This window comes from Microbacterium algihabitans (genome assembly GCF_032464975.1).
Lineage (GTDB): Bacteria > Actinomycetota > Actinomycetes > Actinomycetales > Microbacteriaceae > Microbacterium > Microbacterium algihabitans.
The window spans coordinates 489,818-515,658 of record NZ_JAWDIU010000001.1 but is presented as its reverse complement, the minus strand read 5'-3'; the positions used below and the strand labels follow the sequence as shown (position 1 = coordinate 515,658).

Annotated in this window: 30 protein-coding genes; 13 read left to right on the top strand and 17 right to left on the bottom strand. The window is 68.8% G+C overall.

Annotated features, from left to right (window positions below; translation table 11 throughout):
- Window positions 1-151: 151 nt before the first annotated feature.
- Window positions 152-820, bottom strand: a complete 669-nt coding sequence (locus RWH43_RS02365) for a TetR/AcrR family transcriptional regulator (protein WP_154096131.1) — start codon at window positions 818-820, stop codon at window positions 152-154.
- Window positions 821-1,022: 202 nt separating this feature from the next.
- Here RWH43_RS02365 and RWH43_RS02360 point away from each other — a divergent pair, with 202 nt between their 5' ends.
- Window positions 1,023-2,504 carry an FAD-dependent oxidoreductase gene (locus RWH43_RS02360; RefSeq protein ID WP_316000582.1) on the top strand — a complete coding sequence of 494 codons (1,482 nt, stop codon included), beginning with the start codon at window positions 1,023-1,025 and terminating at the stop codon, window positions 2,502-2,504.
- Between the two features lie 188 nt (window positions 2,505-2,692).
- On the opposite strand, the gene RWH43_RS02355 is transcribed toward RWH43_RS02360, so the two are convergent.
- The 5 genes from RWH43_RS02355 to RWH43_RS02335 all read right to left on the bottom strand — a co-directional run bounded on the left by RWH43_RS02355 (window position 2,693) and on the right by RWH43_RS02335 (window position 9,958).
- On the bottom strand, window positions 2,693-3,325 hold the full coding sequence (locus RWH43_RS02355) for a LysE family translocator (protein ID WP_316000581.1): 633 nt from the start codon (window positions 3,323-3,325) through the stop codon (window positions 2,693-2,695).
- A gap of 197 nt (window positions 3,326-3,522) precedes the next feature.
- Window positions 3,523-4,458 carry an Ltp family lipoprotein gene (locus tag RWH43_RS02350; RefSeq protein ID WP_316000580.1) on the bottom strand — a complete coding sequence of 312 codons (936 nt, stop codon included), beginning with the start codon at window positions 4,456-4,458 and terminating at the stop codon, window positions 3,523-3,525.
- A 380-nt stretch (window positions 4,459-4,838) separates the two neighbouring features.
- Window positions 4,839-6,404, bottom strand: a complete 1,566-nt coding sequence (locus RWH43_RS02345; RefSeq protein WP_316000579.1) for an FAD-dependent oxidoreductase — start codon at window positions 6,402-6,404, stop codon at window positions 4,839-4,841.
- On the bottom strand, window positions 6,397-8,574 hold the full coding sequence (locus tag RWH43_RS02340) for a molybdopterin oxidoreductase family protein (protein WP_316000578.1): 2,178 nt from the start codon (window positions 8,572-8,574) through the stop codon (window positions 6,397-6,399). Before RWH43_RS02340 ends, RWH43_RS02345 begins: the two co-directional genes overlap by 8 nt.
- A 4-nt stretch (window positions 8,575-8,578) precedes the next feature.
- The gene (locus tag RWH43_RS02335; RefSeq protein WP_316000577.1) at window positions 8,579-9,958 is read right to left on the bottom strand and encodes an MFS transporter; all 1,380 of its coding nucleotides are present in this window, start codon (window positions 9,956-9,958) and stop codon (window positions 8,579-8,581) included.
- 303 nt (window positions 9,959-10,261) lie between these two features.
- Between RWH43_RS02335 and RWH43_RS02330 the strand changes: the two genes are divergently transcribed.
- Window positions 10,262-12,808 (top strand): hypothetical protein, encoded by a 2,547-nt coding sequence (locus RWH43_RS02330; RefSeq protein ID WP_316000576.1) that lies wholly within the window; start codon window positions 10,262-10,264, stop codon window positions 12,806-12,808.
- A 290-nt stretch (window positions 12,809-13,098) separates the two neighbouring features.
- Complete coding sequence (locus RWH43_RS02325; RefSeq protein ID WP_316000575.1) at window positions 13,099-13,311, top strand: nuclease; 213 nt, start codon at window positions 13,099-13,101, stop codon at window positions 13,309-13,311.
- A 47-nt stretch (window positions 13,312-13,358) separates the two neighbouring features.
- Here the strand turns inward: RWH43_RS02325 and RWH43_RS02320 are convergent, their stop codons facing one another.
- Both RWH43_RS02320 and RWH43_RS02315 read right to left on the bottom strand, forming a co-directional pair.
- On the bottom strand, window positions 13,359-13,760 hold the full coding sequence (locus RWH43_RS02320; protein ID WP_260979682.1) for a four-helix bundle copper-binding protein: 402 nt from the start codon (window positions 13,758-13,760) through the stop codon (window positions 13,359-13,361).
- A gap of 138 nt (window positions 13,761-13,898) precedes the next feature.
- Window positions 13,899-14,498 carry a hypothetical protein gene (locus RWH43_RS02315; RefSeq protein ID WP_316000574.1) on the bottom strand — a complete coding sequence of 200 codons (600 nt, stop codon included), beginning with the start codon at window positions 14,496-14,498 and terminating at the stop codon, window positions 13,899-13,901.
- A gap of 121 nt (window positions 14,499-14,619) precedes the next feature.
- Between RWH43_RS02315 and RWH43_RS02310 the strand changes: the two genes are divergently transcribed.
- Window positions 14,620-15,378: an alpha/beta fold hydrolase gene (locus tag RWH43_RS02310; protein ID WP_316000573.1), complete on the top strand. Its 759-nt coding sequence runs from the start codon at window positions 14,620-14,622 to the stop codon at window positions 15,376-15,378.
- Here the strand turns inward: RWH43_RS02310 and RWH43_RS02305 are convergent.
- From RWH43_RS02305 to RWH43_RS02290, 4 genes are read right to left on the bottom strand one after another with little or no spacing between them, the layout of a single operon-like run.
- Window positions 15,366-16,190: an ADP-dependent NAD(P)H-hydrate dehydratase gene (locus RWH43_RS02305; RefSeq protein WP_316000572.1), complete on the bottom strand. Its 825-nt coding sequence runs from the start codon at window positions 16,188-16,190 to the stop codon at window positions 15,366-15,368. The genes RWH43_RS02310 and RWH43_RS02305 overlap by 13 nt on opposite strands.
- Window positions 16,183-16,890 carry a histidine phosphatase family protein gene (locus RWH43_RS02300; protein ID WP_316000571.1) on the bottom strand — a complete coding sequence of 236 codons (708 nt, stop codon included), beginning with the start codon at window positions 16,888-16,890 and terminating at the stop codon, window positions 16,183-16,185. The genes RWH43_RS02305 and RWH43_RS02300 overlap by 8 nt, the downstream gene beginning before the upstream one ends.
- A 53-nt stretch (window positions 16,891-16,943) precedes the next feature.
- On the bottom strand, window positions 16,944-17,252 hold the full coding sequence (locus tag RWH43_RS02295) for a DUF1653 domain-containing protein (protein WP_316000570.1): 309 nt from the start codon (window positions 17,250-17,252) through the stop codon (window positions 16,944-16,946).
- Window positions 17,249-17,596, bottom strand: coding sequence for a hypothetical protein (locus RWH43_RS02290; RefSeq protein ID WP_316000569.1), 348 nt, complete (start codon window positions 17,594-17,596; stop codon window positions 17,249-17,251). The genes RWH43_RS02295 and RWH43_RS02290 overlap by 4 nt, the downstream gene beginning before the upstream one ends.
- 151 nt (window positions 17,597-17,747) lie before the next feature.
- Between RWH43_RS02290 and RWH43_RS02285 the strand changes: the two genes are divergently transcribed.
- The 4 genes from RWH43_RS02285 to RWH43_RS02270 all read left to right on the top strand — a co-directional run bounded on the left by RWH43_RS02285 (window position 17,748) and on the right by RWH43_RS02270 (window position 19,906).
- On the top strand, window positions 17,748-18,020 hold the full coding sequence (locus RWH43_RS02285) for a hypothetical protein (RefSeq protein WP_316000568.1): 273 nt from the start codon (window positions 17,748-17,750) through the stop codon (window positions 18,018-18,020).
- 78 nt (window positions 18,021-18,098) lie between these two features.
- A complete protein-coding gene (locus RWH43_RS02280) occupies window positions 18,099-18,458 on the top strand; it encodes a putative quinol monooxygenase (RefSeq protein WP_316000567.1) in 360 nt (119 codons plus the stop codon).
- Between the two features lie 138 nt (window positions 18,459-18,596).
- On the top strand, window positions 18,597-19,427 hold the full coding sequence (locus RWH43_RS02275; protein WP_316000566.1) for a hypothetical protein: 831 nt from the start codon (window positions 18,597-18,599) through the stop codon (window positions 19,425-19,427).
- Window positions 19,424-19,906 (top strand): nucleoside deaminase, encoded by a 483-nt coding sequence (locus tag RWH43_RS02270; RefSeq protein WP_316000565.1) that lies wholly within the window; start codon window positions 19,424-19,426, stop codon window positions 19,904-19,906. The genes RWH43_RS02275 and RWH43_RS02270 overlap by 4 nt, the downstream gene beginning before the upstream one ends.
- 23 nt (window positions 19,907-19,929) lie before the next feature.
- Here the strand turns inward: RWH43_RS02270 and RWH43_RS02265 are convergent, their stop codons facing one another.
- Both RWH43_RS02265 and RWH43_RS02260 read right to left on the bottom strand, forming a co-directional pair.
- Window positions 19,930-20,511 carry a helix-turn-helix domain-containing protein gene (locus tag RWH43_RS02265; RefSeq protein WP_316000564.1) on the bottom strand — a complete coding sequence of 194 codons (582 nt, stop codon included), beginning with the start codon at window positions 20,509-20,511 and terminating at the stop codon, window positions 19,930-19,932.
- Between the two features lie 113 nt (window positions 20,512-20,624).
- On the bottom strand, window positions 20,625-20,933 hold the full coding sequence (locus RWH43_RS02260) for a hypothetical protein (RefSeq protein WP_316000563.1): 309 nt from the start codon (window positions 20,931-20,933) through the stop codon (window positions 20,625-20,627).
- Here RWH43_RS02260 and RWH43_RS02255 point away from each other — a divergent pair.
- Window positions 20,932-21,642: a hypothetical protein gene (locus tag RWH43_RS02255; protein WP_316000562.1), complete on the top strand. Its 711-nt coding sequence runs from the start codon at window positions 20,932-20,934 to the stop codon at window positions 21,640-21,642. The genes RWH43_RS02260 and RWH43_RS02255 overlap by 2 nt on opposite strands.
- Here RWH43_RS02255 and RWH43_RS02250 read toward each other — a convergent pair whose 3' ends face one another.
- Window positions 21,643-22,074 (bottom strand): Lrp/AsnC family transcriptional regulator, encoded by a 432-nt coding sequence (locus RWH43_RS02250; protein ID WP_260979679.1) that lies wholly within the window; start codon window positions 22,072-22,074, stop codon window positions 21,643-21,645.
- A 143-nt stretch (window positions 22,075-22,217) separates the two neighbouring features.
- Between RWH43_RS02250 and RWH43_RS02245 the strand changes: the two genes are divergently transcribed.
- Window positions 22,218-22,772, top strand: coding sequence for an RBBP9/YdeN family alpha/beta hydrolase (locus tag RWH43_RS02245; protein WP_316000561.1), 555 nt, complete (start codon window positions 22,218-22,220; stop codon window positions 22,770-22,772).
- Window positions 22,773-22,782: 10 nt separating this feature from the next.
- On the opposite strand, the gene RWH43_RS02240 is transcribed toward RWH43_RS02245, so the two are convergent.
- Window positions 22,783-23,283, bottom strand: a complete 501-nt coding sequence (locus RWH43_RS02240) for a small multidrug efflux protein (protein ID WP_154096109.1) — start codon at window positions 23,281-23,283, stop codon at window positions 22,783-22,785.
- A 152-nt stretch (window positions 23,284-23,435) separates the two neighbouring features.
- On the opposite strand from RWH43_RS02240, the gene RWH43_RS02235 reads away from it, so the two are divergent.
- Window positions 23,436-24,599 (top strand): sensor histidine kinase, encoded by a 1,164-nt coding sequence (locus RWH43_RS02235; RefSeq protein ID WP_316000560.1) that lies wholly within the window; start codon window positions 23,436-23,438, stop codon window positions 24,597-24,599.
- Window positions 24,596-25,198 carry a response regulator transcription factor gene (locus RWH43_RS02230; RefSeq protein ID WP_154096107.1) on the top strand — a complete coding sequence of 201 codons (603 nt, stop codon included), beginning with the start codon at window positions 24,596-24,598 and terminating at the stop codon, window positions 25,196-25,198. The genes RWH43_RS02235 and RWH43_RS02230 overlap by 4 nt, the downstream gene beginning before the upstream one ends.
- On the opposite strand, the gene RWH43_RS02225 is transcribed toward RWH43_RS02230, so the two are convergent.
- Window positions 25,195-25,605 (bottom strand): RidA family protein, encoded by a 411-nt coding sequence (locus RWH43_RS02225; protein ID WP_316000559.1) that lies wholly within the window; start codon window positions 25,603-25,605, stop codon window positions 25,195-25,197. The two genes, RWH43_RS02230 and RWH43_RS02225, sit on opposite strands and share 4 nt — an antisense overlap.
- Between RWH43_RS02225 and RWH43_RS02220 the strand changes: the two genes are divergently transcribed.
- On the top strand, window positions 25,604-25,822 hold the full coding sequence (locus tag RWH43_RS02220; protein ID WP_316000558.1) for a VOC family protein: 219 nt from the start codon (window positions 25,604-25,606) through the stop codon (window positions 25,820-25,822). The genes RWH43_RS02225 and RWH43_RS02220 overlap by 2 nt on opposite strands.
- The last annotated feature ends 19 nt before the right edge of the window (window positions 25,823-25,841 follow it).

The following is a 25,841-nucleotide window of genomic DNA, read 5'->3' as shown; positions in this document are numbered from 1 at the left end:
GCCGGGTCGCCGGGTCGCCGAGCGGGCCTCGAGAGCGAGAGACTGCATCCGGCTGACAACTCGGCGTCAGGCTGCAGCGCAGTTGTCAGCGAGATGCAGTCTCGCGACCCCAATGGGCCGAGCGCCGAGGGCCGAGTGCCGGCTCCGAGGCTCAGTCGCCGAGCGTCGCGCGCAGGCGCCGCGTGACCTCTGCGGCGGGCATGCGGCGGGGGAACGCGGCGACGATGAGGTCGTCGCCGGCGGAGTCGTCGCCGTCGGGGTGCACGCCATAGCGGCGCAGCACGTCGTCGAGAGCGCGACGCAGAACGGATGCCGGCACCCGGGCGCCGCGCATGAGACGGCGCAGCACGTGGTTGTGCACGGCGGTCACGAGGGCCGAGAACCCGACGGCGTCGAGCGGGTCGAGGCCGGGGAGCGCCTCGCGCAGGTACTCGTCGAACAGGCGCTCGTAGCGGAAGACCGTGATGATCTCGCGGTCGCGCAGCCCCGGAACCTGCCGCACGATCGCGTACCTCCGCCGCGCGACCTCGGGGTCGGCCGCGAAGTGACGGAACACCCGCACCGAGGCCTCGCACACCGCGGCCCAGGGGTCGTCGTGCGGCTGCGCGAGGTACGCGCGGGTCTCGGCGATGAGCACCTCGTGGTCGGCGAACACGACGTCTTCTTTGCCGCCGAACTGCCGGAAGAACGTCGAACGCGACACTCCCGCGGCCTGCGCGATCTGCTCGACCGAGGTCTGGTCATACCCGTGCTCGACGAAAAGGTCGATGGCCGCGGCCACCACGGCCGTTCGACTCGTGGGAGCGGCGTTGTCGGTCACGCCGTCGAGCCTATCCGCGGGGTCGGGTCGCGGCCCGCGTCGCCGTGCGTGAGGGGTCGAGATCTGTCGCCGAGAGCGCTCCGAGGCGACACCGATCGACCCCTCACGCGGGGAATCCGCCGGGTGGGGAGGACGGGTAGACGATCGCGGCCGTCGAGGCAAGCGGATGCCGTGGCGTCGGCATCCGGAGTGGGATGGAACGATGACGTCCTCCCTGTGGCACACCGATTCCGCGTCCGTCGAGACGGCACCTCTGAAGGACGGTGGGCGGCACGATGTCGTCATCGTCGGGGCCGGGATCACGGGCCTGTCGACCGCCGTCATGCTCGCCGAGGCGGGAGTCGACGTTGCGGTGGTCGACGCGGGCGACGTGCGTCGGGGTTCGACCGGGGCGTCGGTGGGCATGGCATCCGTGCTGCAGGGGTCGACCCTCGCGGCCCTGCGCGCGCATCACCCCGCCACCCTCGTGCGGGCCTACGTCGAGGCGAACCGGGCGGGGCAGGAGTGGCTCGCCGAGAAGGCGGGGGCGGATGCCGACCGGCGCACCTCGTTCACCTTCGGTCGGGGCCTCGCGACAGACGTCGCCCTCGACGCGGTGCGCGACGCCGCGCGGGAGGCAGGCCTCGCCATCCGAGAGGACGCCCCGAGCGATTTCGGCGGACGCACTCCGGTGCGGGCCATCGCGCTCGACGATCAGCTGGCGCTCGACCCGGTGCGGCTCGCGCACACCCTCGCCCGCGCTGCCGTCGACGCCGGAGCGACCCTGCACACGGGCGTGCGCGTGAGCGATGTCAGCGTGCTGCCCGAGGGCCGCGTCGACACCGACCACGGCACCCTCTTCGGCGACACCGTGGTGCTGGCGACCGGCACGCCCATCACGCGCCGCGGGCTCTACGACCTGAAGACGCGGGCGCTGCGGTCGTGGGCGATCGCCTTCGAGATGGAAGCGGATGCCGCGGCCCCCGGCGGCATGTGGAGCGAGGTCGGCGCCGAGGGACGCAGTGTCGTCGCAGCGCCCTCGTCGTTCGGACGTGCCGCTCTCATCGTGACCGGGGCACGGCATCCGGTGGGGTCCGCTTCCTCAGAGGTCGCGCTCGCCGAGGCCCTCGCCGCGTGGGCGCGGCGGACGCTGCCGGTCGGGGCGGAGCTCGCGCGCTGGTCGGGGCAGGACTACCAGTCGCACAACCTCGTTCCCTTCGTCGGCGGGATGCCGCGGGGACTCGGCCGCCTGCGCTTCGCCACCGGATACGCGGGGTGGGGCCTGACGAACGCCCCGGCGGCGGCGATGCGGTTGAGCGACGAGATCCGCGGGGTGTCGTGGCGCGACCGCCCGCGCTGGATGCGCACGATGGGCACGCGCATGACCGTTCCCGCCGACCTCGGCCGGGGGATCGGCGAAGCCGGGAGACGTGCGTCGGTCGTGGCGGAAGCATTCGCCGACGCCACCCCCGCGCCGGTCAAGCGACCGGCCGAGGGCGCGGGAGTCGTGTCGCGCCAGGGCCTGCGCACGGCCGCGGTCTCGACGGTCGACGGGCAGACGCGCGCGATCGTCGCCCCCGCCCCGCTGACCTGGAACGACGCGGAACGCTCGTGGGACAGCCCCGTCGACGGCTCGCGCTACGCCCCCGACGGCACGCGGCTCGAGGGTGCGGCATCCACCGATCTGGGTGTGCGGGGGCGCTGACGCTGCGACGGTCTGCGTCGGAGTGGGCCGCTTCGGCGCCGAGACTGCATCTCGCTGACAACTGCGTTGCAGGGTGACGCGGAGTTGTCAGCGAGTTTCAGTCTCGCGAGAATTGCGCCCGATGCGACGCCCCGCGTTCGGCGAGACGACTCCGGTCACGCGACCAGCGCCCAGTGAGACGCCCCGCGTCAGCTCTTCGCGCCGGTGAGCGCGAGCGCGCCGCCGAGGCCGATCATCATGACGCCGCCGGTGCCCGAGAGGGTCGAGATGCGCTTCGGCGAACGGGCGAACCAGTTGCGTGCCGTGCCCGCGGCGAGGGCCCAGGTGCTGTCGCACGCGAGCGCGAGCACCTGGAAGGTCAGTCCGAGCAGCAACAACTGCAGCCAGACGGCACCCGCGTGGGGATCGACGAACTGCGGCAGCACGGCGACGAAGAAGGCGATGGTCTTGGGGTTCGTCAGGCCGACGATGAAGCCCTGGCGCAGCAGTGTCCACGATGAGGTGGGGCCGCCGGTCGCGCCCATGACGTGGGCATGGCGGTGGCGAATGGCCTGGATCCCGAGCCACACCAGGTAGACCGCGCCGACGATCTTCAACACGGTGAACGCGACGATCGATGAGGCGACGATCGCCCCGACCCCGAACGCCACGGCGAGCACCGCGGGAACAGTTCCGAGGGCATTGCCGACGACGCTCAGCACGCCCGCGCGACGGCCGAGCGCGATCGAGCGTCCGATCACGAAGAGCACGCTCGGGCCGGGGATGACGATGATGACGACCGACGCGGCGACGAAGGCCACGAGGTTCTCGATCGGAGGCATGCGTGAACTGTACTGCCGTCGCGTTTCGGGGCGGTATCGCAAGGTGGGGCGTGCCGTACTCCGGAAACACCGGATGCCGAGGTGTCGAAGAGGCGGTCCAGGCCGGGTCTCCGCCCGTCTTTCCGGAGTTGTGCACAGCGACAGCCTGGAGGGAGGTCGGAAAGGGGAGGACGCCGCAGCGCCCACCCCCTCACGACTCACAGACCGACGGCGGCGAGACCGAAGTTGGCCTGATCGGCGGTGAACTGCTCGCCGTACTCGCTCGTCAGCTGATCGAAGAGCCCGTCGTGCGAGAAGCCCTTGAAGTCGAGGTACGACTGAGCGGCTTCCGCGGCCTCCTGGTTCCAGTCGACCGCTCCGGTCGACTCCAGATAGGCGATTGCGAACTCGGCGTCCTCGGCAGCGAAACCCTCGCCGTACTCGCTGGTGAGCTGCTCCGTCAGGCCGGCACGAGAGAAGCCCTTGAAGGACAGGTAGGACTCGGCGGACCGCACGGCGCTGGACTGCGCGGTCGACATCGCGGGCTTCTCGGGCTGGGCGGGCGCGGGTGCAGGTGCGGGTGCCGCGGATGCGGACTCCGCAGGGGCCGGAGCGGCCTCGGTGACCGTCTTCTCGACGTTGACGACGATCGTGTCGCCGGCTTTGACCGTCGATCCCGAGGCGGGCGTGCTGCTCAGGACCGTCCAGTTGTCGCGATCGAGAACGACGCCTTTCGTGGCGGAGAAATCGACCTCGAGGCCCGCGTTCTCGAGCAGCGCTGCTGCTTCTTTCGCGGTGAGACCCGTGGTCTCGGGCACGGCGACTTCTTCTTCAGCAGCCTCTTCGGCGACGGGTGCGGCGGCGGCAGCGGGCGCCTTGTCGGCGGCCGTGGTGGTGGCTCCCTTGCCACCCGAGATCGCGCCGCCGATCCCGCCGATCACGATGATCCCGGCCACGATGCCGACGGGGATGATGATGGCTTTCCGCTTGTACCAGGGTGCTTTGGCGGGCGTTCCGTCGGCTGCGACGGGAACCGTCGTCGGCGCGGGGCGGGACTGATTCGTCCACGCCTGGCCGTCGTAGTAGCGCTCGGTGCCCGGCGCGTTCACGTCGGCGTACCAGCCGGCGGGGTAAGCCGGAGTGTTGTCGGTCATGTGGTTCCTTCGGATCTCTCGGTGGTGAAGGCGAGCGCCTTCGCGCTCGGCCCTGCCACCCGTCGAAGGGTGCTGAATCGAGCGCACGCGTCGAAGCCGGGAAGAAGAGCGACTGCTGCCCCCGCAGCTCCCGCCGACGCGGCCCCCGCGCTCGCCTCCCGCGATTATGGCGACGCAGCGCGCCGCCCGGCATGGCGTGAGCCGGAATGCGAAAGACCTTCTCGCTTCGCGCCAACGGTGCGTCGCCCCGGGCACTGACTACGGCGTGCCGAACTCCGGAAATCCCGGATGCCGAGCGGGTCGAGGACGCGATTCAGGCCGGGTCTGCGCCCGTCTTTCCGGAGTTGTGCACGCGCCGATGCCGCCGGCGACGCGCGTCCTCACGCCGGAACGGCCTCGCGGGCCAGCAGCTCGGTGATCCGCCCGACGCAGCCGCCGCAGCCGGTGCCGGCGCGGGTCGCGGACTTCACGCACGCGACCGTCGGCTCGCCCGCGGTGACGGCCTCGCGAATCGCCCCCGCGCTCACCCCGTTGCACCAGCACACGGTCGCATCCGCGGCGAAGGGGTCGCCGACGGCGGGCATTCCGGCATCCGCGGCGTCGAGGCGCAGCAGCGACGAGCGGTCGGCGGGCAGCTCCGACCCGCGCTCGAAGAGCAGCGTGAGCTCGGCACCCGTTCGGGGCATCCCGACCGCGACGAAGCCGGTCAGCACGCCCTCGACGGTCACGAGCTTCACGTACGCGCCGCGCGCGGGGTCGGCCCAGAGCGTGACCTGGGGGCCGTGGCATCCGGGAGCGTGCGAGAACGGATCGGCGTCGACCGCGCCTCCGGCGACCACGTCGATGCCCTCGGCCTTGAGCATCACGACGCCGGGGCGTTCGACGGCGGCGGGTCCCTCGACCCCCGACGACAGCAGGGCCGCGAGCCGGTCGGCCTGCCGCCAGCCGGGGCCGACGAGTCCGCTCGGGCCTCCCGGCACGCGGCCGTCGGGCTCGCCAGCGGCGGGATCCGCAACGTGCGCGCAGTCGCCGAGCGCAAAGACGTTCGGGTCGGTCCACGAGCGCGAGGCCCCGTCGACGAGCACGCCGGCCGAGGTGGCGAGTCCGGACAGCGATGCGAGCTCCGTCCGCGCTCCGACGCCGCACGACAGCACCAGCAGGTCGCCCGCGAGCACCTTGCCGTCGGCGCAGACGAGTCCGTCGAACCAGGCCTGACCGTGGTCGTCGTAGCGCTGCACGATGCTCTCGGCGCGCGCGTGGTGCATCATCTCGACGCCCACGGCGCTCGCCGCGGCGGCGAGCACGCGTCCGCCGTTCTCATCGAGCGTCCGATTCATGGGGGCGGCCGAGTGATACGCCACGACCACCTCGGCGCCCGCTTCGGCGGCGGCGAGGGCGAGCTCCATACCGAGCACTCCCGCGCCGAGCACGACGATGCGCTGACCCGCCGAGACCGCCGCGCGCACGTGCTCGGCGTCGGCGAGGTCGCGCAGGGCCACGACACCGCGGGGGAGCGGGGCGGTTCCTTGATCCAGGGCGGAGGGGTCGGCCGGGCGCGCGGAGCGGTGCCGCTGTGCCCGCTCGAGTCCGGCGAGCGTCGGGACGTTCGCCCGCGCGCCGGTGGCGAGCACGAGTCGGTCGTAGGGAATCCGGATGCCGTCGTGCAGGCGCACCACGCGCAGGTTCCGGTCGACGCCGACCACCGTCGTCCCGAGCGCGAACCGCACACCCGCGTCTTCGGCGACGCGGCGGTCGCTCATGTCGAGACCGTCGCGATCGGTGCGGCCGACGGCGTATTCGGCGAGCAGCACGCGGTTGTAGACGTCGTGCGGTTCGGCGCCGACGACGGTGAGGTCGATCCGCCCCTCGCGCACCGCGGGCAGGAGCCCCTCGACCAGCCGCGCCCCGACGGGGCCGTAGCCCACCAGCACCACACGCTCAGACATGGGTCTCCTCCTGGGTGCTTCGGGTCCCTGCGACGCCGACGAGCGCGGGCGCGACCCCCGGGTGCTCCGCCACGACGACGGGCGAGGCCGCAACGTGATGGACCGCCGGGGTCGTGGCATCCGGAATCGCCTCGACCCGAACCCGCGTGCGCTTGAACTCGGGCATGGCCGAGGTCGGGTCGACGATGGCCTCGGTCAGGCGGTTGGCGCACTCGTCGCCCGCGTAGTGGAACGGCAGGAACACGGTGTCGTGGCGGATGTCCGTGGTCACGCTCGCCCGCGCACGCACGGTGCCGCGCGTGTTCGAGACGGCGACGAGGGCTCCCTCGCGGATGCCGAGCCGAGACGCCGTCGCCGGATGGATCTCGAGCCGCGCCTCGGGGCGGGCGTTGTGGAGCTCGGCCACGCGGCGGGTCTGGGTTCCCGACTGGTACTGCTGCAGGTATCGGCCGGTGGTGAGGGTGAGGTCGGCGCCGCGGTCGGTCGGGGTCGGGGGAGTGGCCTCGACGGGGACGAGCCGGGCGCGGCCGTCGGCGTGGGCGAAGCGCTGGGTGAAGGGACGCGGCGTGCTCCCGGAGCGGTACGGCCAGTAGGCCTCGATGCCGGTGTCGAGCAGCGCGTGCGAGAGGCCGGAGTAGTCGGCGATGCCGCCCTCCGACGCGCGGGCGAGCTCGTCGAAGACCTCGGCCGGATCGGTCGACCAGGTGGATGCCGCGCCCAGACGCCGCGCGATCTCGGCCATGATCCACAGCTCGCTGCGGGCTCCCTCGGGTCCGGGTAGCGCGCGGCGACGGCGGATCACGCGGCCCTCGAGCGAGGTCATCGTGCCCTCCTCTTCGGCCCACTGCAGCACCGGCAGCACGATGTCGGCGAGCTCCGCGGTCTCGGAGAGAAAGAAGTCGCAGACGATCAGGGTGTCGAGGGCGTTCAGCCGCGCGCGCACGGCGTCGACGTCGGGTGCCGAGACGACGACGTTCGAGCCCGCGACCAGCAGCGTCTTGACGGGCCCGCCGAGTTCGCCGAGCAGGGCGGTGGCCGGGATGCCGGCATCCGGGATCTCGTCGGGATCGACGCCCCAGACCTCGGCGACGTGCCGGCGGGCGTCGGGATCGCGGATGGAGCGGTATCCGGGGAGCTGGTCGGCCTTCTGGCCGTGCTCGCGTCCGCCCTGGCCGTTGCCCTGGCCCGTCAGCGTGCCGTAGCCCGAGCCCTCGCCCCCGACGAGACCGAGTACGAGGGCGAGGTTGATCGCGGCGGTCGCGGTGGCGGTGCCGTCGACGTGCTGTTCGACGCCGCGTCCGGTGAGGATGAACGCGCGTCCCGCGGCGAGGCGACGCGCGGTGGCTCGGAGGTCGGCGACGGGGACTCCGGTGGTGGATGCCGTCCGCTCGGGCCACCATTGCGCGACGCTGCGGCGCAGGGCATCGAACCCGCTCGTGCGCCCCTCTATATAGGCACGGTCGGCGAGACCCTCGGCGATCGCGATGTGCGTGAGGCCGAGCAGGAGCGGAAGGTCGGTTCCGGGAGCCGCCTGCAGGTGCGTGCCGGCGCCGTCTTCGGTGAGGCGCGCGGTGGCCGAGCGGCGCGGGTCGACGACGATGAGCCCGCCCGCGGCTCGTGCCCCGGCGAGGTGGGCGAGGAAGGGCGGCATGGTCGCGGCGACGTTCGAGCCGAGCAGCAGGATCGTCGCGGCGTCGTCGAGGTCGGTGACCGGGAACGGCAGGCCGCGGTCCATGCCGAAGGCGCGATTGGATGCCGCTGCCGCGGACGACATGCAGAACCGGCCGTTGTAGTCGATGCGCGACGTGCCGAGGGCGACGCGGGCGAACTTGCCGATCTGGTAGGCCTTCTCGTTGGTGAGTCCGCCGCCGCCGAAGATCGCGTTCGCGTCGGGGCCGTGGGTGGCCTTCGTCTCGCGGAAGGCCAAGGCCACGGCATCCAGTGCCTCATCCCAGGTGGTCTCGGCGAGGGTGCCGTCGGGTTGGCGGAGCAACGGCATCCGGAGTCTCTGGGGAGACGCGAGGAGCTCCGCCGACGTCCAGCCCTTCGCGCAGAGTCCTCCCCGGTTGGTGGGGAAGTCGCGGCCGGTGACCGTGGTTTCACCCTGGTGGGTGACGGTCATCGCGCACTGCAGCGCGCAGTAGGGGCAGTGGGTGTCGGCGGAGCTCATGGCGTCAGATCCGAGTGCCGGACTTGGTCGACATCCGCAGGTACACGCCCGCGGTGAGGGCGAGGAAGATCACGTACGCGGCGACGAAGCTGCCGAGGGCGGGGACGTACGAGCCGAACGTAGTCTTCGAGAATCCGAGCACCTGCGGGATGAAGAAGCCGCCGTAGGCGCCGATCGCCGAGATGAGGCCGAGGGCCGCAGCCGCCTTGCGCTGCGCGCCGATCCCGCCGTTGGAGCGGAGGGCGAAGATCGTCGGGATCATGCGATAGGTCGAGCCGTTGCCGATGCCCGCTGCGGCGAACAGCACGAGGAAGCAGAGCAGGAAGATCGCGAAGTTCTGCGTCGGGAGGGTGAGGATCACACTCAGGATGCCGAGCCCCATCACCGTGAAGGCGCCGATCGTGATGACGGTTCCGCCGAAGCGGTCGGCGAGCTTGCCGCCGTAGGGCCGGGCGAGCGAGCCGACGAGAGCGCCGAGGAAGGCGAGGGTGACGGTCGCGGTGCCGATCGCAATGCCCTTGAAGTCGGGGAAGGTGTCGGCGAGCAGCTTCGGGAAGACGCCCGCGAAGCCGATGAACGAGCCGAAGGTGCCGATGTAGAGGACGGCGAGGATCCACAGGTGCGGCTCTTTCAGAGCGGCGAGGGATGCCGCGATGTCGGCCTTGGCTGCGGAGAGGTTGTCCATGCGGAAGTAGGCGCCGACCATCGCGACGAGGATCAGCGGCACCCAGATGAGACCCGCGAGGGGCAGATTGAGGGTCGCGGCCGCGCCGACGGTGATGACGATGGGCACGACGAACTGGGCGACCGAGGCGCCGAGGTTGCCGCCGGCGGCGTTGAGTCCGAGCGCCCAGCCCTTCTGCGCGGCCGGGTAGAAGAAGGTGATGTTCGACATCGAGCTGGCGAAGTTGCCGCCGCCGAAGCCGGCGAGAGCCGCGATCAGCAGGAGGACGCCGAACGGGGTCGCGGGATTGCTGACCGCGAGGGCGAGTCCGATGCTCGGGATGAGCAGGAGGCCGGCGGACACGATCGTCCAGTTGCGGCCGCCGAAGCGCGGAACCATGAACGTGTAGGGGATGCGCAGCGTCGCGCCGACGAGGCTCGGCATGGAGATGAGCCAGAAGATCTCACCGGTCGACAGCTGGAAGCCCGCGGCCGGCAGCGAGACGACGACGACCGACCACAGCTGCCAGACGACGAACCCGAGGAACTCGGCGAAGATCGACCACCGCAGGTTGCGGGCGGCGATGGCCTTGCCCTCGGTGTTCCACTGCGTGGTGTCTTCGGGGTTCCAGTTGTCGATCCAGCGGCCGGGGCGGTGCTTCAGGGTGCTGTCCGCTGCGGGCGCGTGGGCGGTTTCGGGGCGCGGGTCGGTGACGGTCACGGAGTCCTCCGGTGGGCGATGCGGGGAGGTGCAGCGCCCCGCATGGGCGGGACGTGCCGCCAGCGTAGGGAGGAGGGATTACCCGGGACCGCGCCGTCGGGGGCGGGGAGGTAACGACTGGCTCACCGGGGGTGGGGGTGGGGGAGAGGGGGAGTTTACGTGGGCGTTACATGAGATTGCGCTCAAGGTCATTCTCGGGTGTCGGTGATGGCCGCGACTGAGACTTGAGATGCTTGCGGCGCGGTCTCGCCGGAGGGCATCGATCCTCAATCTTTGGGTGTGGCCGGTCGCATTCTCTGGCAGGTGAACTTCGTCATCAACTGCCATGCGCAACCAGACGCCGCCCTGTCCTCCGCCGATAACTGCCAAGGGCCGTCGGCAGAACATCGCGCCGCTGACAAATCTTCGTTAGGTTTGAGTGTCGATTGGGGGACAATGATGACCGAGAAACCGCGGGACAGAGCGCAACTCGCGAAGGACTACACCGACGAGGGTTGGAGGCAGAAGCTCCTCGAACTCCTAGCGCTTGTTGATGCGCTGGGTCACTGCATTATTGAAGCTGATTTTAAGGTCACTGATGACCTCAACCGAGGTATTGTCCTAACCGCTGTTGGCAAGAAGGTACGGGATCAGCTCATCACGAAGGAGGAAGTGGATCCAAAGGTGGCGAACCTCCTCTGCCTTCTCGGATTGGTGCATCATGAACCATTGGTGGATATCGATGCGATCGACATTGATCGTCTCACTGCCCCGTTGTCGGAGTACATCAAGTCCGGAAAGTTGAAATTTCCCCTAGTTTTCGGGCGCTCCCTATATGACGAGGCTTCGACGCTAATCGCTGAAGAGCGAAACGTGCTCAAGCATGAAGACACCCTGCGACTCTTGGCGGACAAGCCGCAAGGGGTCTATCACACGGGTCCATTCCTCATCGGCCCTTATGGGATCATGCGCACAAAGCACGCGCGAAATCTGGTCCCGCGCCTCTCCGTTCCGATTCAGCATTGCTCCGATCTTTCTTGCCCTTCCGTGCACAACGTTCGCCTGACCAGTAGTCAGGAGGCAAATGTGAATAAACAGAGATCGCTGTTGTATAAGGTGCTTCATACAATCTCCGAAGATTCAGCGGACTGGAACGGGTTCGTGGTTGACATCACCGAAAAAGATTGGAACCCATACGAGGTCGACGATGGTTCGACCATGCCCTATCTGCTCGGCGACGCATTCGACGATGAGGAACTGCGGGCTCTCGTGGGGCTTGCCGTGTCCTCCACTGGCGGTCGATTGGCTGCTGTGGCTGCGAGTGTTGGCCTGGCGGGCAATCCCGCGGAATGGTGCGCAGGCCTAAATCGGGGCGAACTGCTGCAGATCTTGTTGACTGAGACCGACGAGGCGCTCACTGACCTGGTCGATGATGCCATCCTGGGCAATGAGATTGTCGTCCCTGAAGGTGAGGTCAGGCGCCCTGTTGTCAATCACCGAATGCGTTCTGGGGCTTGGCGCCTTCGTCCCGAGGCAAGCCGTCTAGGGGCGCGGTACAGTCCGGGTGAAACGACCACGACGCTGCTCCGGCTGTTCTCCCTGGCGCGCAGCATGTTCGATAAGAACTCGGCCATGGACATGGACGAACTCGCCTGGATGCTTCGAGACGTGTCGGGCGACACCCCCACGGAGCGCCTAGAAACATTCTTCAAAATGCGCACTCCCCGGGAGATCGTGGAGAAACTGCTCCTTGGCAGGCGTTCAAACGCGGAGAAGGCTGCGAAGATTCTAGGCTTGGATCTTAAAGGCGCGGATGCCCCGCTTCTGGACGCAATAATGTGGAAGTTGGGCTTTCCCATGGAGCGTCGGCTTGACGTTCGTGACGAGTACTGGCGCCATCACCAATTACTCGAAACTTTCGCGACTACGGCGTCGGCCAGCGCGGACTCGACTGAGGAGGACCTCCGTTCAATCGCCTCAAATTACTTTGTTGCCCTTGAAAAATTTCTGTTCGACTCGCTCACATTTGCGACTTGGGCCCTTCTGGAAGATCACGTCAAGGCGAATAGGCCATACGAATACAGGGCTGGTGCGGCTCGTGCGTTCACTATTGAGACACTGAACGCTTCGGTGTCTCGCAAAGCGGGCGTCGAGGTGAATGATCTGCGTGATGATCCGGATTTGAGTAGCGTGGTGCAGGGATTCCTTCGCCTCGCCGGCCATCTTTCAAGTCTGCGCGAAAACGCAGATGCGCACGTGCGGCAACTGTCGGACATTCCGCGTTTTGCGGATCAAACTGATCTGCAGCGGTTTCCGTTTCGGCACACTGCTCCATTTTTGGACCTGCTGCCCGCAAGTCAACACACTCTCCCCCGGGTTATCGCGGAGGCAGGATCGATGTTGAACGACAGCGGAATTATGACGGCAAGGAACGGTCTGCTGCATGCGAAGTCCAAGCGCACCCCAACCATCTCTGAAGTGAATGGCGCGTTGAGCATGGCTCGGAGCGCCCTGCGGCTGCTCGAAGAGATCGGATGCGTGCGGAACACCTTTGAGACTGTTTCTGTAGTTATCGACGCCTGGGGGCGCTCTACAACTCTGCTGCGCTCGAATGGCGCAGACATCAAGTTTGCAGGACCGAGCAGTTTTGCGATGCTCGGGCTGCCGTCGCTTGGAGCCCCCGTTTACCTGATGCAGGGTGCCGTTTTTGCTGAACCCAACGAAATGCTCCGTTTCAGAGAGGGCTTTGACTCGGCCTACGCCAACTATTGGTCAAACTTCCCTCACCGCCCCGAACGAGGGAGCGGAACGTCACCGGGGCAGCCCGATCAAACGGTCGGAGAACTTGCGTCCCCGGCGCCCGTAGATTGAACGCGGCACGCTGCATCTCACTCGTCGCACACGGCGGAGTTTGCGTGTTGACGAGAGAGAGCCGGAAGCGTGGGGTGGGCGCCGGCTCAAAGCGGCAGTTGACCGGTGCGGTGTGTTCTTGAAGGGCGCGCGCCTAACGGAGTGATGCGACTCTGAGGTGTTACGCCGCACTACGCCCCAGATCGCCCGCCCCCGCGGCATCCCGTAGCTTCATCACACCAACCACTCCGAAGGCAGGTGAAGCCATGTCCCGCACGATCTCGTCGACAGTCCACCCGATTCAGCGCTGCATGGCAGCCTCGAACCCGTCTGCGTGGTGGGACGGCCTCGTCATCGAGGCCGACGGCTCGACCGCAACGGTCGCACTGCTGAACGGCAGCACGGTGCAGCTGCGGATCGTCGGCCCGACCGTCGACATCGCGGCAGGGGAGCCGGTGGCGTACCACCCGGTCGCCGAGCTGCTCAGCGCGTCCGCGATCATCACGACCGCTCGCGCCGCATAGCCGAGCGGCCGCCGACGAAGCGTCAGCGGCCGCGCGAAGAAGAGAACTCAGGCGGTCATCGAGGCCATCATGGCCTCGCACTTCATGACCATGTCGTCGCAGGCCATGGCGCAGTAGCGGCACATCTCGTCCATGTCGCCGTGCGCGCGGCACTCGGCGGCGCACGCCTTGCCCATGGTCATGCAGGCGGTCATCATGGCGCTCATCACGTCCATGTTCATGCCGGCCGGACGCATCATCATGTGCATCGTCGCCTGCGCCATCTCGACCATGTTCGAGCACATGGCGCAGCACGTGGCCATCTCGGCGCCGTGCATCATGTCGCTGCCGGCGCACATGGCCGCGGCCATCGCGCACGCGTTCAGAGACTGCATGCATTCCTGCATGGCATCCATGTCCATGGTCATCTCGCCCATGTCCATCGACTTCATCATCGCCATCGTGTCCATCTGGATCTCCCGTGTTCTCGTCGGTTCGGAGGGACCGGATGCCGCGGAGGGACTCCGGCGTACCGGCGATGGTACGCCGGACAGGCGCAGGTGCGACAGAGCTCGCAGCGGGTTGCTCAGCGACCCTCGTCGTTGCTATCAGGGCCGAATGCCGACCGACCTGAGCTCGAGTCCGGCCAGGCGCTGCATGACCTCGGGCTCGCTGCGCCGCCACGCCCCCACGGCATCCGGAGCGATCTTCGCGATGACGCCCGCCTTCTGATGGGTGAGGGCACGGAGCGCGAGAAGGTCGGTGTTGAGCCCGGACCGCATCAGCGCGCGGGTGCGCGTGGCGCGTGAGATGAAGCGCAGGCGCGGGATGAGCCACACCAACAGGACGATGAGGATGGGGAGGGCCGCGACGCCCACTCCGAGCGCGATGGCCGCTTGCAGAACGAGGTCTTGCTGGGTCTGACCGGCAGCCGCGAGGGTATCGCCGGCCGAGCTCGCCGTGCTGAACGGGGCGCTGATCCCCTCGCCGATGAACGGGACCCCACCCAGTCGGGTGCCGACGTCGGTCATCGACGTGCGGAAGTCGGTGCCCGCGTTCTGCATCTGCACACCGAACTGCGCGAGCTGGTTCACCGTCGAGAACACCACGATGCCGGTGGCGATGCTGATCGCGATGAGCGCGAGCGCGACCACGTCGGCGGTCATCTGACGGGCGCGCTGCGCGGCGAAGTCGGAATACAGTTTCACGTCGTCACTCTCCCACGCGGTCCGTCGGCACCGGACGCAACCAAGGGGCGGTCGTGTCGCCGGCGGGGGAGCGATCGCAACCCTCGCCTGCGCCGACACCGGCCCACGTACGGTGGCCACCGTGCCCCACCTCGACACCGCCGACCACACCGTCGGCGATCTCGCCTTCCGCTCGTTCTCGACCCTGCGGCCGGGGCGGCCGGTGTACGTGCTCATCCACGGCATCGGCATGTCGCACCGCTACCTGAAGCCCCTGCACGAGGAGTTGTCGACGGATGCCGAGGTGCACTCGATCGACCTTCCCGGTTTCGGTGGTCTGCCGAAGCCGGGGCGCGGTTCCGGCATCCGGATCATCGCCGACGCCCTCGGCGTCGTGCTCGACGAGCTGGGCGTGAGCGACGCGGTGCTCGTCGGACACTCGATGGGCAGTCAGTGGGTGGTCGAACTGTCCGTGAGGCGCCCCGACCTCGCGCGCGGGGTGGTGGCATTCGGGCCGGTGACTGACGATCGACGCCGCGGGTTGCTCTGGCAAGCGGCGTTGCTGGCGCGAGACTCGGCGCTCGAACCGCCCCGGCCGAACATGATCGTGTTCACCGACTACGTGCGGTGCGGACCGATCTGGTACGCGCGCCAGGTGCGGCACATGCTGCGGTATCCGATCGAGGATCGCGTCGGACTGCTCGACGTTCCGCTGCTCGTGCTGCGCGGAGGCGCCGATCCGATCGCTCGGCAGTCGTGGGCGGACCGGCTCGGCGCGCGAGCCGCCACGGCGGAGGTCTCGGCGATCCCGGGCCATCATCACCTCGCGCAGTTCACCGCGTCGCGGGAGTCGGCCGAGCGCATCCGCGCGTTCGCAGGAGCGCTGCCTCAGCTCTCGTGAACCACGGCCGTCAGCTCGGGCGCGAGGTCGCGCGCGAGGAAGCCGATGCCGACCCGCTCCTGCAGCCGGTCGCCCGCCCGAGCGTGGGTCCACCCGCCCCAGACAGCCGCCCGCTCGGCATCCACCCCCAGGGCGGCGAAGCCGGTGATCGCGCCTGACAACACGTCGCCGCTGCCCGCGGTGCCCAGGCCCGATCCGCCCGGCTCCGCCTGCCAGCAGCGGCCGTCGGGGGTGGCGACGGTGCCGAAGCAATGCACGACGGCGCGGTAGTGGCGCGCGATCTCGACGATGTCGGCCGCGCGGTCGTCGCCGAGGTCGCGCTCGAGCAGCAGCTCGGCTTCTTCTTCGTTGGCGTTGATGAGCAGGTCGTCGGGCAGCAGGTCACGGTCGAAAGAGGGCAGGATGCCGAGCGCGAACGCATCGAGAACGAGCCGGCCCACCTCGGCGTCGGACACCGCGTGGAGGGCCGCGCGGGTGGCATCCGGATCATCGAAACCGGGGCCGAGGAGCACGGCATCCGCCGACTCGAGTCCGGAGCGCAGGGCGTCGTCGACCGGATCGGAGCCGACCGGCAGCTCGTAGATGCCGGCCTCGGGCATGGCCGGACCGAGCTGCGGGGCGATCGCGGACGGCACGGCGATACCGACGCGACCCGCACCGACGCGCATCGCGGCCTCGGCGGAGAGCAGGGGAGCGCCGGGCGACCGTCGCGACCCGCCCACCACGACGACCTGGCCGCGCGACTTCTTCGAGCCGTCGGCATCGGGCACGCCCCACTCGCGCAGAAGCTGGAGGGTGACGGGTTCAGGCATCGTCTTCTCCTCCGTGCACGGTGACGTCGGCGCCCTCGGTCTTCAAATGATCAACTGCCGAGAAGGTCACGACTTTCCAGCCCTCGTCGTCGCGGACGAGCTCGGTCACCGACGCGTTGCGCACGGTGTGGGTCGCGACGAAGGCCATGAGCTCCGGCTCGTCGAGGGGAAGCAGCACGTGCAGGATCAACATGATGACGGCGTCATGCGCGACCATCAGGACCGACGGTCCGGGGCGGTCGAGCGCCTCGCCGAGGAACGAGCGGAGTCGGAGCGTCACGTCGGCCCACGACTCGCCGCCGGGAGGCCGGTGGTAGTACTTGCCGAGGTGACGCCGTCGCGCGGCCTCTTCGGGGTGGAGCTCCTCGACGCCCTTCCAGGTGAGCAGATCCAGGATGCCGAGTTCCCGGTCGCGCAGCCTCTCGTCGACGAGCGCCGGCCGGTCGTCGCCGACCGCGAGGGCGAGGGTCTGCCGTGCGCGGAGGTACGGCGACACCCAGTACTCGTCGATCGGGGCGTCGAGCGACGCCACCCAGGTGCGGAGGGCCTCGGCCTGCTCTCGGCCGGTGGGGGAGAGCTCGACGTCGGCATCGCGCTCGTCGAGCGCGATCACCGGGGATCCCTCGCGTTCCGCCCTCGAAGCGGCGACGTTGCCTTCGCTTTCACCATGCCGGACGATCCAGAGTCGGGTCACTGCCATGGCGGCACGGTAGGTCGACGTGCGGGGCCGGCGCACGGGCGTTGACAGGGCGGTTATGCGTCGGCGCAGGCCGAAGCGGTGACGTCGTGAAGCCAGGGCTCCGCGGCATCCGGGATCTGTCGAAACGCGCTACTCGACGCGACGGAACCGGGGCCCGAATAGCCGTCGCGTTCGACGTGCTCGGTGAACATCGCGATCGGGCGCACCCAGAACGAGTGTTCGCCGTAGAGCGTGCGGTACGAGACGAAGACCTCTTCGGTCTCGGAGTGCCTCGCCGTGCCGAAAACCTCGTAGCGCATGCCCTTGAAGTGTTCGTAGACGCCGGGTTCGATCTCGACCGGCGTCGCGTCGTCGGACGTCACCGCAGCGCGGCCTCGGGTGTTCCGTTGGTGCGCGCCTGCAGGTATTCGCAGAGCTTGCCCGTCGTGTACAGCTCCTCGCCGAGGGCGATGAGGTTGCCGCCCGACAGGGGGAACTCGCCGGAGCGCTCGGAGAGAGCCGCCGTCCACGTGCGCTCGCAGTCGACGTTCAACGAGATCGACGCCGGGCCGTGGTTGAGGTGGATCGCCACCATGCCCGAGTTGAGGTGCTCGGGGTCTTCCTGACGGAGCACGTGCACCGTCGCGTGGGCGACGCTGTCGTGCTTCTCGTAGTCGGTGACCCACTCGTAGATCTCGTCGTAGGTGGGGCGAGCGGTGCAGGTCATGAGTTGAGCCTAGACGGCGGGGCTCCGGCGCGGTTGCCGGGCGTCGAGTCGTTGCTCAGACGCCGCGCGCTTCGCCACCTCGCTTCCTCGCCGGGACGCGAGCGGGTATCGTCGGCGGTCCCACGCACCGAGGCGACACGGGAGGCCACGCATGGGCGCATTCGGATGGATCGAGTACGTGTTCTGGGCCGCCATCGCGGTCGGCATCGTCGTGCGACTCACGATCGCGCTGGTTCGCCGGCGGCGAGGGCGCGAGGCACTGCGCTCTGCGCTGCGTCCGGTTATGGACGCGGGAGCCGTGCAGTCGGCGGCCTACGGATGGACGCCCACCACCTCGACGGACCTTCCCGCCGTCTACGGATCCGTGCTCACAGGGGAGGGCGACGACGGTCGCCCGCGCGACCTGCCGGATCGTCGGGCATGACCCTGGCGCGCGAGGGGCACCGCGTGAGCTGATGCGGGAGCCCCCGGCATCCGCCTCCTGTCGTTCATGCGGCGGAATGTGGCACGCATCGTGCGGCGGCGGCGTCGCGGGGTTCGTAGCGTCGGGTGCATGATCGTGCGTGCTTCCGAAACCCACTTGCGGGACGGCGTCGAGGACGAGTTCGTCGAGCGGCTGGTCGAGCTCGTGTCGTCATTTCCGTCGCGGTATCCGGGAATGTTGCGGCACGAGGTGCTGGTCGACGACGGGGACGCGCGACGCGTTCAATATGTCAGCGTCTGGGCCGACGAGGTCGCGCTCGAAGACTACGCGGGGCCGGAATGGCGCACGAGCCCGGTGACGTTCCCCGACGAGGAGCGGTTCTTGACGTGCCCGCTCGAGCTGCGGCACTTCGTGTCCGTCGACATCGAACGCGTATGAGGCCATGCGCTTTTCGCCGGGCTCTGTTCTGAATACGAGCGCGGTCGCGAGGAGTGCTGCTCGCTCATTATGAGAGCGGTCGGAATTCACCCGCGCCCCTGGGTGGCGGTAGAAATTCGGGGCCATACGCTGCACCCCATGTCGCTCCGATCAAACCGTCCGCGCCGCCCCCGAAACGACATCGTCTCGGCGCAGATGTGGACGGCCGTCTATCGATACTCAGCACTTCATTCGTTGGTCGGCGTCTGCGCAGGAGGGTGGCTGCTCCTGCGTTCTATCTCGATCTCCGCGGTTGACGGCTGGGGCTTCGGGCCCGATATACCGCTCGCGGCCGTTCTCGTGTGCCTGTGGGCCGCCGGCGTTTTCGTGCTCGTGAACCCGCCCACGTCTGTCGTCGCCGACGTGGGCGTTGGGCGGCGACCGGTGGGCGTTCTTTCGACCCTCGGACGTCGCTTTCGCTTCTGGAACGTCATCTCGGCGCCGATCAGCGGTCTTCTCCTGGTGTTCCTCGCGTGGCCGCTGATACAGGCGCTCACCGAACCGAAACCGGCACCCTGGATGCCATCGCTCATCGCTCCGTATGGCGTCGGGTTCGTCGTTGTCGCGACCTTCGCGGCCCGCATCGGGCGGTGGGGAGCGGAGCTCACACCCGACGTCCTGATGACTCACGGGTTCTTTCTTGATCGCCGTTATGCAAGAGATGACATCAGGGCCGTAACGAGCGCTCGAGTCACGGGAGTGCATGAATGGCTGCTCGGAATGCTGATGAACCGTCCCGCGGTGGAATTCTTCGCGCTTCGAGTGCACCTGCTATCAGGAAAGACGAAAGTCCTCTTCGCCTCGCACTCAACGGAGTACGACATCCAGAAGGCGGCGCGCATCGTCAACGCCCGGTTAGCGCCAGAGGTCGGAATCTCGCCGGATCCGTCCACCGCCGGAAACATCGATCCGCCATCATCGACGGCATGACCGACACGCTCGATTCGACCGACCTCGCCCACCTCCGCCGTGCCATCGACCTGTCGATCGCGGCGCGCGAGCACGGCAACCATCCGTTCGGCGCGCTGCTCGTCGCGGGCGACGGGCGCGTGATCGAGGCCGAGAACACCGTGCTCACCGACCGCGACGTGACGGGTCACGCCGAGACGAACCTCGTGCGGCGGGTGTGGAAGGAGGTGGATGCCGCTGAGCTGCCGGCATCCACTCTGTTCACGTCGTGCGAACCCTGCGCCATGTGCTGCGGGGCGATCTTCTGGGCGGGCATCGGCCGCGTCGTGTACGCCCTCTCGGGCACCGGCCTCATCGACATCGCCGGGGGAGAGGACGATGGAGCCGCCCTCGACCTGCCCTCGCGCGAGGTCTTCGCGCACGGCGGGCGGGCGATCGCGGTGTCGGGGCCGCACCTCGAGGACGAGGCGGCGGAGCCGCACCGGGGGTTCTGGGGCTGAGCGGGCTCTAGTGCGGGCGGTTCTCACGCAGTGAGCAACTCACCCTGCTCGATCGCGACACCTCGCTTGAGGAATTCGGCGGGAACGTTGTCGTGATCTGCGCTGAGCGGGAGAGCGCGTGAACCGCGCTGAGGCTCCCACACGGCATCCGGCTGACCGGAGTAGCCGGTGACCCATGAAGGGATCGGAGCGCGAACCTCGTGCAAGCGCAATTCCACGACAGCGGCGATCGCGTCCAGCCACCGGGAGGGCAATGTGTCTGGCGGCTCCGCTGAGAGCAGCACGCGCGTCACCGGATCGGCCGAAGCGAGATCGTCGGCCAATTGAAGGAAGCGGCGGTACGCCTGCGCATGCCGCCCGTCGGCCTCGGCGCTCGTGATCTCTTCTGCGGCGGTCGCGGCGGGAGTGCGTCCTTCGGTGTGAAAGGGCACCCATTCGATTCCCATGGTCGAGGCGAGCCGATCCACCGTGGACGAGGTCGGCTCGCGGTGGCCGTTCTCGATCGCACTGAGATTGCCTGCCCCCACCCCCGATTGCGAGGCCACGTTTCGAAGGCTTGCGCCGGAGCGTCGGCGCGCCCTGCGAAGAGTGTTCACGATGCCCATTCCGACCTCCTGTTCTCTTAAACGATAACAGGATGGGCTTGAGGGATCGCGGCCGTATTCAGGACCAGAGGGCTGATCGTGACGAGCTGTCGAACGGGTTGAGGGGCGGGGCGTCAGTCGGGGTCTGGAGGCGCCGCGTCGCGAGACATGAGCTCGCGCTCCATTTCGCGGATCGTGCGGCGATAGAGGATCGCATACCAGAGGGTGCAGACCAGCACGCTGATTGCCATCGCGGCAATTCCCCAGCCAACCGGAAATTCCAGGGCGACGAACACGGAGGTGAGTCCGAAGAGTCCCGCGCCCAGGGCGACGAGGACCGTCCAGATCACGACCCCACGGCTTGTCGATAACATCACCTGCTCGCGGAGGAGCTGGGGGCTGGCGAGCTTGAATCGCATCACGATGGGGAATGCAACAGCCATGACCGAGCTGAAGACCAGCAGGAATACGCCTTCTGCACCCCACTGGACTCCATCCACCCGCGACAACCTAGCGCCTACGGCGGAGGAAGAGCAGGCACCCTCCTCACTTCTCGCCGGGCTGAGACCATCGCTCATGCGCAGATTCCGGACGTTGCCGTTGTGGGCTCTCGCCCCGGTCTATTTCGTCTTCTTCGCGGGTGCCTATTTCGCGGGCGGGCAGTTGGCCCTGCCGGACGGCCCTCTCGCCGCCCGCCTGATCGGAACCTCCATTTTCGCCACCGTGATGACCGTCGTCTTCACGGTCATAGTTGTCCGGCAGCGAAGCGACGCCGGCGGAGCCCTCCAACTGGATCGCATCGGACACGCTCTCAAGACGGGGCGGGTGCCGGCCGAGATCGATGTCGTCGCGTGGGCGACCATCGTCGAACGTCGGCATCAACTACTGCGGCGCGCCCTCTGGCTGAATCCGGTCGTCTTCGGGTTGATGACCCCTGTCGCGCTCTCGCTCACGATCACGCGAAGCCCGTACTGGGGCCTGGCCGCGGCGTTCTTCGTCGTGATGCTCGTCGTTTCCGTCGTCACCACCCCGCGCAGTCTGCGTAAGAACGCGATCATCCGCGAGGTGCTCGCACGGCGGAGCGAGATCGACGCGACTCAAGACGGTCAACCCGCCGCCGACCCTTCGCCGGGACCGCCGGTCGCGGGCTAGCTAGCCGACGGACGCCGGCGCGAGGGGCTTCGCGGGATACTCGCGCAGCACCAGCGAGGTGGTGACCGGGCCGAAACGCGCGAGCGAATCGACGACCCTTTCCAACCGTGCTGCGTCGACGCAGTGCACGTCGAAGATCAGACAGTCCTCACCCGTCACTCGCAGAGTCGACGTGACCTCCTCCATCTGCGACGCCAGTTGCAATGCGGGGCCGAGTTGCGCGTGGGTGGTGCGCAGGCGGATGACGGCGCGGATGTTCAGGCCCACGACGGCTGCGTCGACGACGGCGTGATACCCGGAGATGACGCCCGTTTTCTCGAGCCGCGCGATGCGGGCGCTGGCCGCCGGCTGCGACAGACCGACCCTGCGGCCCACCTCGGCGCCGGTGAGACGTCCGTCGTCTTGAAGCAGCTCGAGGATTCGGCGGTCCACTCGATCCAATGCTTCCATCGCGTTTCCGTCCTACTGCTTAGGGATCGCTCGCTGCGCTCGCGTGTCGATGATGATCCCATCATGCTCGACCCGTACAGCCACCCATCCGAGGCGCCTCGCGCGCGCAAAACCGAAGGAAGACTGTGATCGGATACGTGATGGTCCCCGGGATCGGCGGGTCGGACGACGCGCACTGGCAGACGAGGTGGGAGCGCCGGTGGGGCGACGAGATCGCCGTGCGTGTCGAGCCGAGCTCGTGGTCGCAGCCGAATCTCGGAGACTGGGTCGCAGCGATCGATCGGGCGGCGGCAGACCTCGAACCGCGGGTAGACGACATCGTTCTGATCGCCCACAGCCTCGGATGCTGGGCGGTGGCGGAGTGGCTGCGGCCATCAGCCGGACGCCCTCCGCGCGGGGTGCTCCTGGTGGCGCCGCCAGACCCGACGGGCGACGCGTTTCCGGCTGCAGAGGCCCCGAGCTTCACGAGACTCGACGTGCGTTCGCTGCCTTGCCCCAGCGTGGTCGTGGCCAGCACGAACGATCCGTATTGCGACCTCGGAACGGCCGAGGGTCTCGCGCGCGGGTGGGGTAGTGAGTTCGTCGTCGTGGGTGACCTCGGCCATCTCAACTCCGCCAGCGGTCTCGGCGACTGGCCCCAGGGTCGAGAGGCGCTGCACCGAGCGTTCGCCGACGACTGAACCCAGCCCCTTACGCCACCGCGCGGATGACGCCCGTGATGAGCAGGGTGATCACCGTCGTCCACAGCACGATCGCGGCGGCCTGCCAGGCGATCACGCGCAGCGGGGGCACACCGGTCGAGGTGAGGGCGGCGGCGGTGAACTGCGTCGGCAGGAGCAGGGGGCCGAGCAGGCTCACACCGGGGGTTCCGTACCGGTGGTAGGCCTTCTCGAACTTCTCGCGGCGCGCGGTCGGGGGCTTCGCGGCGGCTCCGCGGCGGGTGGTGACGGCGGTGCGCACGCGCGAGGCGACCAGTACGACGATCGCGACGCACAGCAGGTTGCCCACGGCCCCGGCGATGGCGGCGACCACGGGGTGGATACCGCCGATGAGCCCGATCGCGGCGGCGCCCTCGCCCTCGATGAACGGCACGGCGCCGGCGAGGGCGACGATGAGCGGCTGCACGAACTCGGGCACATCGGCGACGAGGCCTTGAAATCCGAGAACGAGGTCCGAGACGGGGTTCGACATGGTCACTCCTGGGGGATGAGTCCGCGGCGTGTTCCGCGGTGATTCCATCCCATCGATCCGCGCCGCCCGGCGGCAGTGTCGCGGTGTCATGACCGCGCGGGAGGATGCGACGGCCCACCCATGACGAATGTCACGGCCGTACAGTGGCCGGGGTGAGCACCTCCACCGCCGCCTACGCCCGCGACGTGCGCGTCACGTGGTGGTACACGGCGTCGTCGATCCTGTTCCTCCATCTGTTCGCGGCGCTGTTCTGGTCGCTGTCGGTCTTCGTCGACGGCACCGTGCCCGCCCTCGTGCTGAACCTCGTCGGGGTGGCCGGGTCGCTGGTATCCGGTGTTCTGCTGCTCATCCGCTACCGCCGTGAGCCGCTCGACGATGGCGACGACGCGATCCGCCGTCGTGCGTGGCCGCTCGTCGCCCTCGGCGTCGTCTCGGCGGTGCTCATGGGCGTCAGCGCCGGATCGCTGCTGCTCGGCGTCGGCTTCACCGCGCAGGCGCTGTGTCTCGTGCGCTGGAGGCACGGCATCCGGCTGCGTCTGGTCGTGCTGCTGCTCGCCGTGATTGCGGCGGCCTGGTTCGTGGATGCCACGCGCATCCACCCCGACGGATACGAGGTCAGCGGCTTCGCCCTGCCGCTGTTCGTCGCGATGCTCGCGCCCCTGACCGCGACGTCGCTGTGGTGGTGGGACATCGTGCGCGAGCTCGACCGCGCCCGCCGCGCCGAGGGACGTCTCGCCGCCGCGCAAGAGCGCCTGCGCCTCGCCGGCGACCTGCACGACCTGCAGGGCCACCACTTGCAGGTGATCGCGCTGCAGCTCGAGCTCGCCGAGAAGATGATGGGGCGGGATCCGGATGCCGCTGTCGAACAGGTGCGCGCGGCTCGCGCGAGCGTCGACGAAGCCCGCCGCGGCACGCGCGATCTGGCCGCGCGGTTCCGCGGGGTGCCCCTTCCCGACGAACTCGCCAACGCCGCCGACCTCCTGCGCGCGGCAGGGCTGACAGTCGACCTGCTGGTGGACACCGAGGCCGATCGCGCACCGGCCGACGTGCTCGGACCTGTCGTCCGCGAGTCCACGACGAATGTGCTCAAACACGGCGGTGGGGTCTCGGCCTCGCTCTCGCTCGCCCGCCACGAGGGCGCCTGGGTGCTGGTCGTCGAGAACGACTCACGCGGTGCGGCGTCTCCCGTCGGCGACGGGGCGGGGCTGTCGGGCATCGCCGAACGCGTTGGAGCGGTGGGAGGAATGGTGGATGCCACACGGCTCGGCGACCGCTTCCGCGTGACGGTCCGCGTGCCCGAGGAGGTTCCCGCGTGATCCGCGTGCTCATCGCCGACGACGAAGACATGATCCGCACCGCGCTCGCCGCGTTGCTACGCCTGGAGGACGACCTCGAGGTCGTAGCCGAATGCCGCGACGGCGAGAGCGCCGTGACCGAGGCGCAGCGGCTGAAGCCCGACGTGTGCCTGCTCGATCTCGAGATGCCCGGACTCGACGGGGTCGACACGGCCGCGAAGATCCTGCGCAGCGTCGCCTCGCGCTGCGTGATCGTCACGCGCCACGCGCGGCCCGGCGTGCTGCGGCGCGCGCTCGGTGCGGGAGTCGACGGGTTCCTGCCCAAATCGAGGCCCGCGGATGACGTGGCGGCGGTGATCCGCGAGGTCGCGGCCGGGCGGCGCTACGTCGACCCCGAGATCGCCGCCGACGCGCTGAGCGACGAGCGCAGCCCTCTCACCGACCGCGAGCTCGACGTGCTGCGCGCGGGGGCCCGGGGAGAAACGGTCGCCGAGATCGCGGCATCCCTTCACCTGTCGGCGGGGACGGTGCGCAACCACGTGTCGTCGGTGCTCGGCAAGCTCGGGCTCGCGAGTCGTCAGCAGGCGACGATCCACGCGCGCGAGCGGGGATGGATCTAGGCGTCGACGACCGCGGCGACCGCCTCGATCTCGACCAGCTGGTCGTCGTAGCCGAGGACGGTGACGCCCATCAGCGTGCTCGGCACGTCGTGGTCGCCGAACGCGTCGCGCACGACCTCCCACGCCGCGACGAGATCGGCTTGACGAGCGGATGCCACGAGCACGCGCGTGCTGATCACGTCGGTGATCGTCGCGCCGGCCTCGCGCAGGGCGATCGTCATGTTCTCGAGGCAGCTCGCGGCCTGCGCCGCGTAGTCGCCGATGCCGGCGGTCGAGCCGTCGGCGTTCAACGGGCAGGAGCCTGCGAGGAAGATCAGGCGGGCGTTCGCCGGAGCGGTGGCGGCGTAGGCGTACTCGGCGGCATCCGACAGCGATGCGGAACGGATGAGGGTCACGGCGGAGGGCATGGTTCGATGCTCCTGCGGGCGGGTCGGGTGGCAGCACCTCGCGTTCGCCGTCGCCTCGCGCGCCGAAGTCGACCGCATGCACGCCTTAGCCCTGGATGCCGGATGGACGGCCGTGCGCGAACCCAAGGAGTACCCCCGGTTCACGCCGACGTACTACGCGTCGTTCGTCGAAGACGTCGACGGTATCCGCATCGAATTCATGCACAACCCGGGGTGAGCGGCATCCGTCAAGCTCT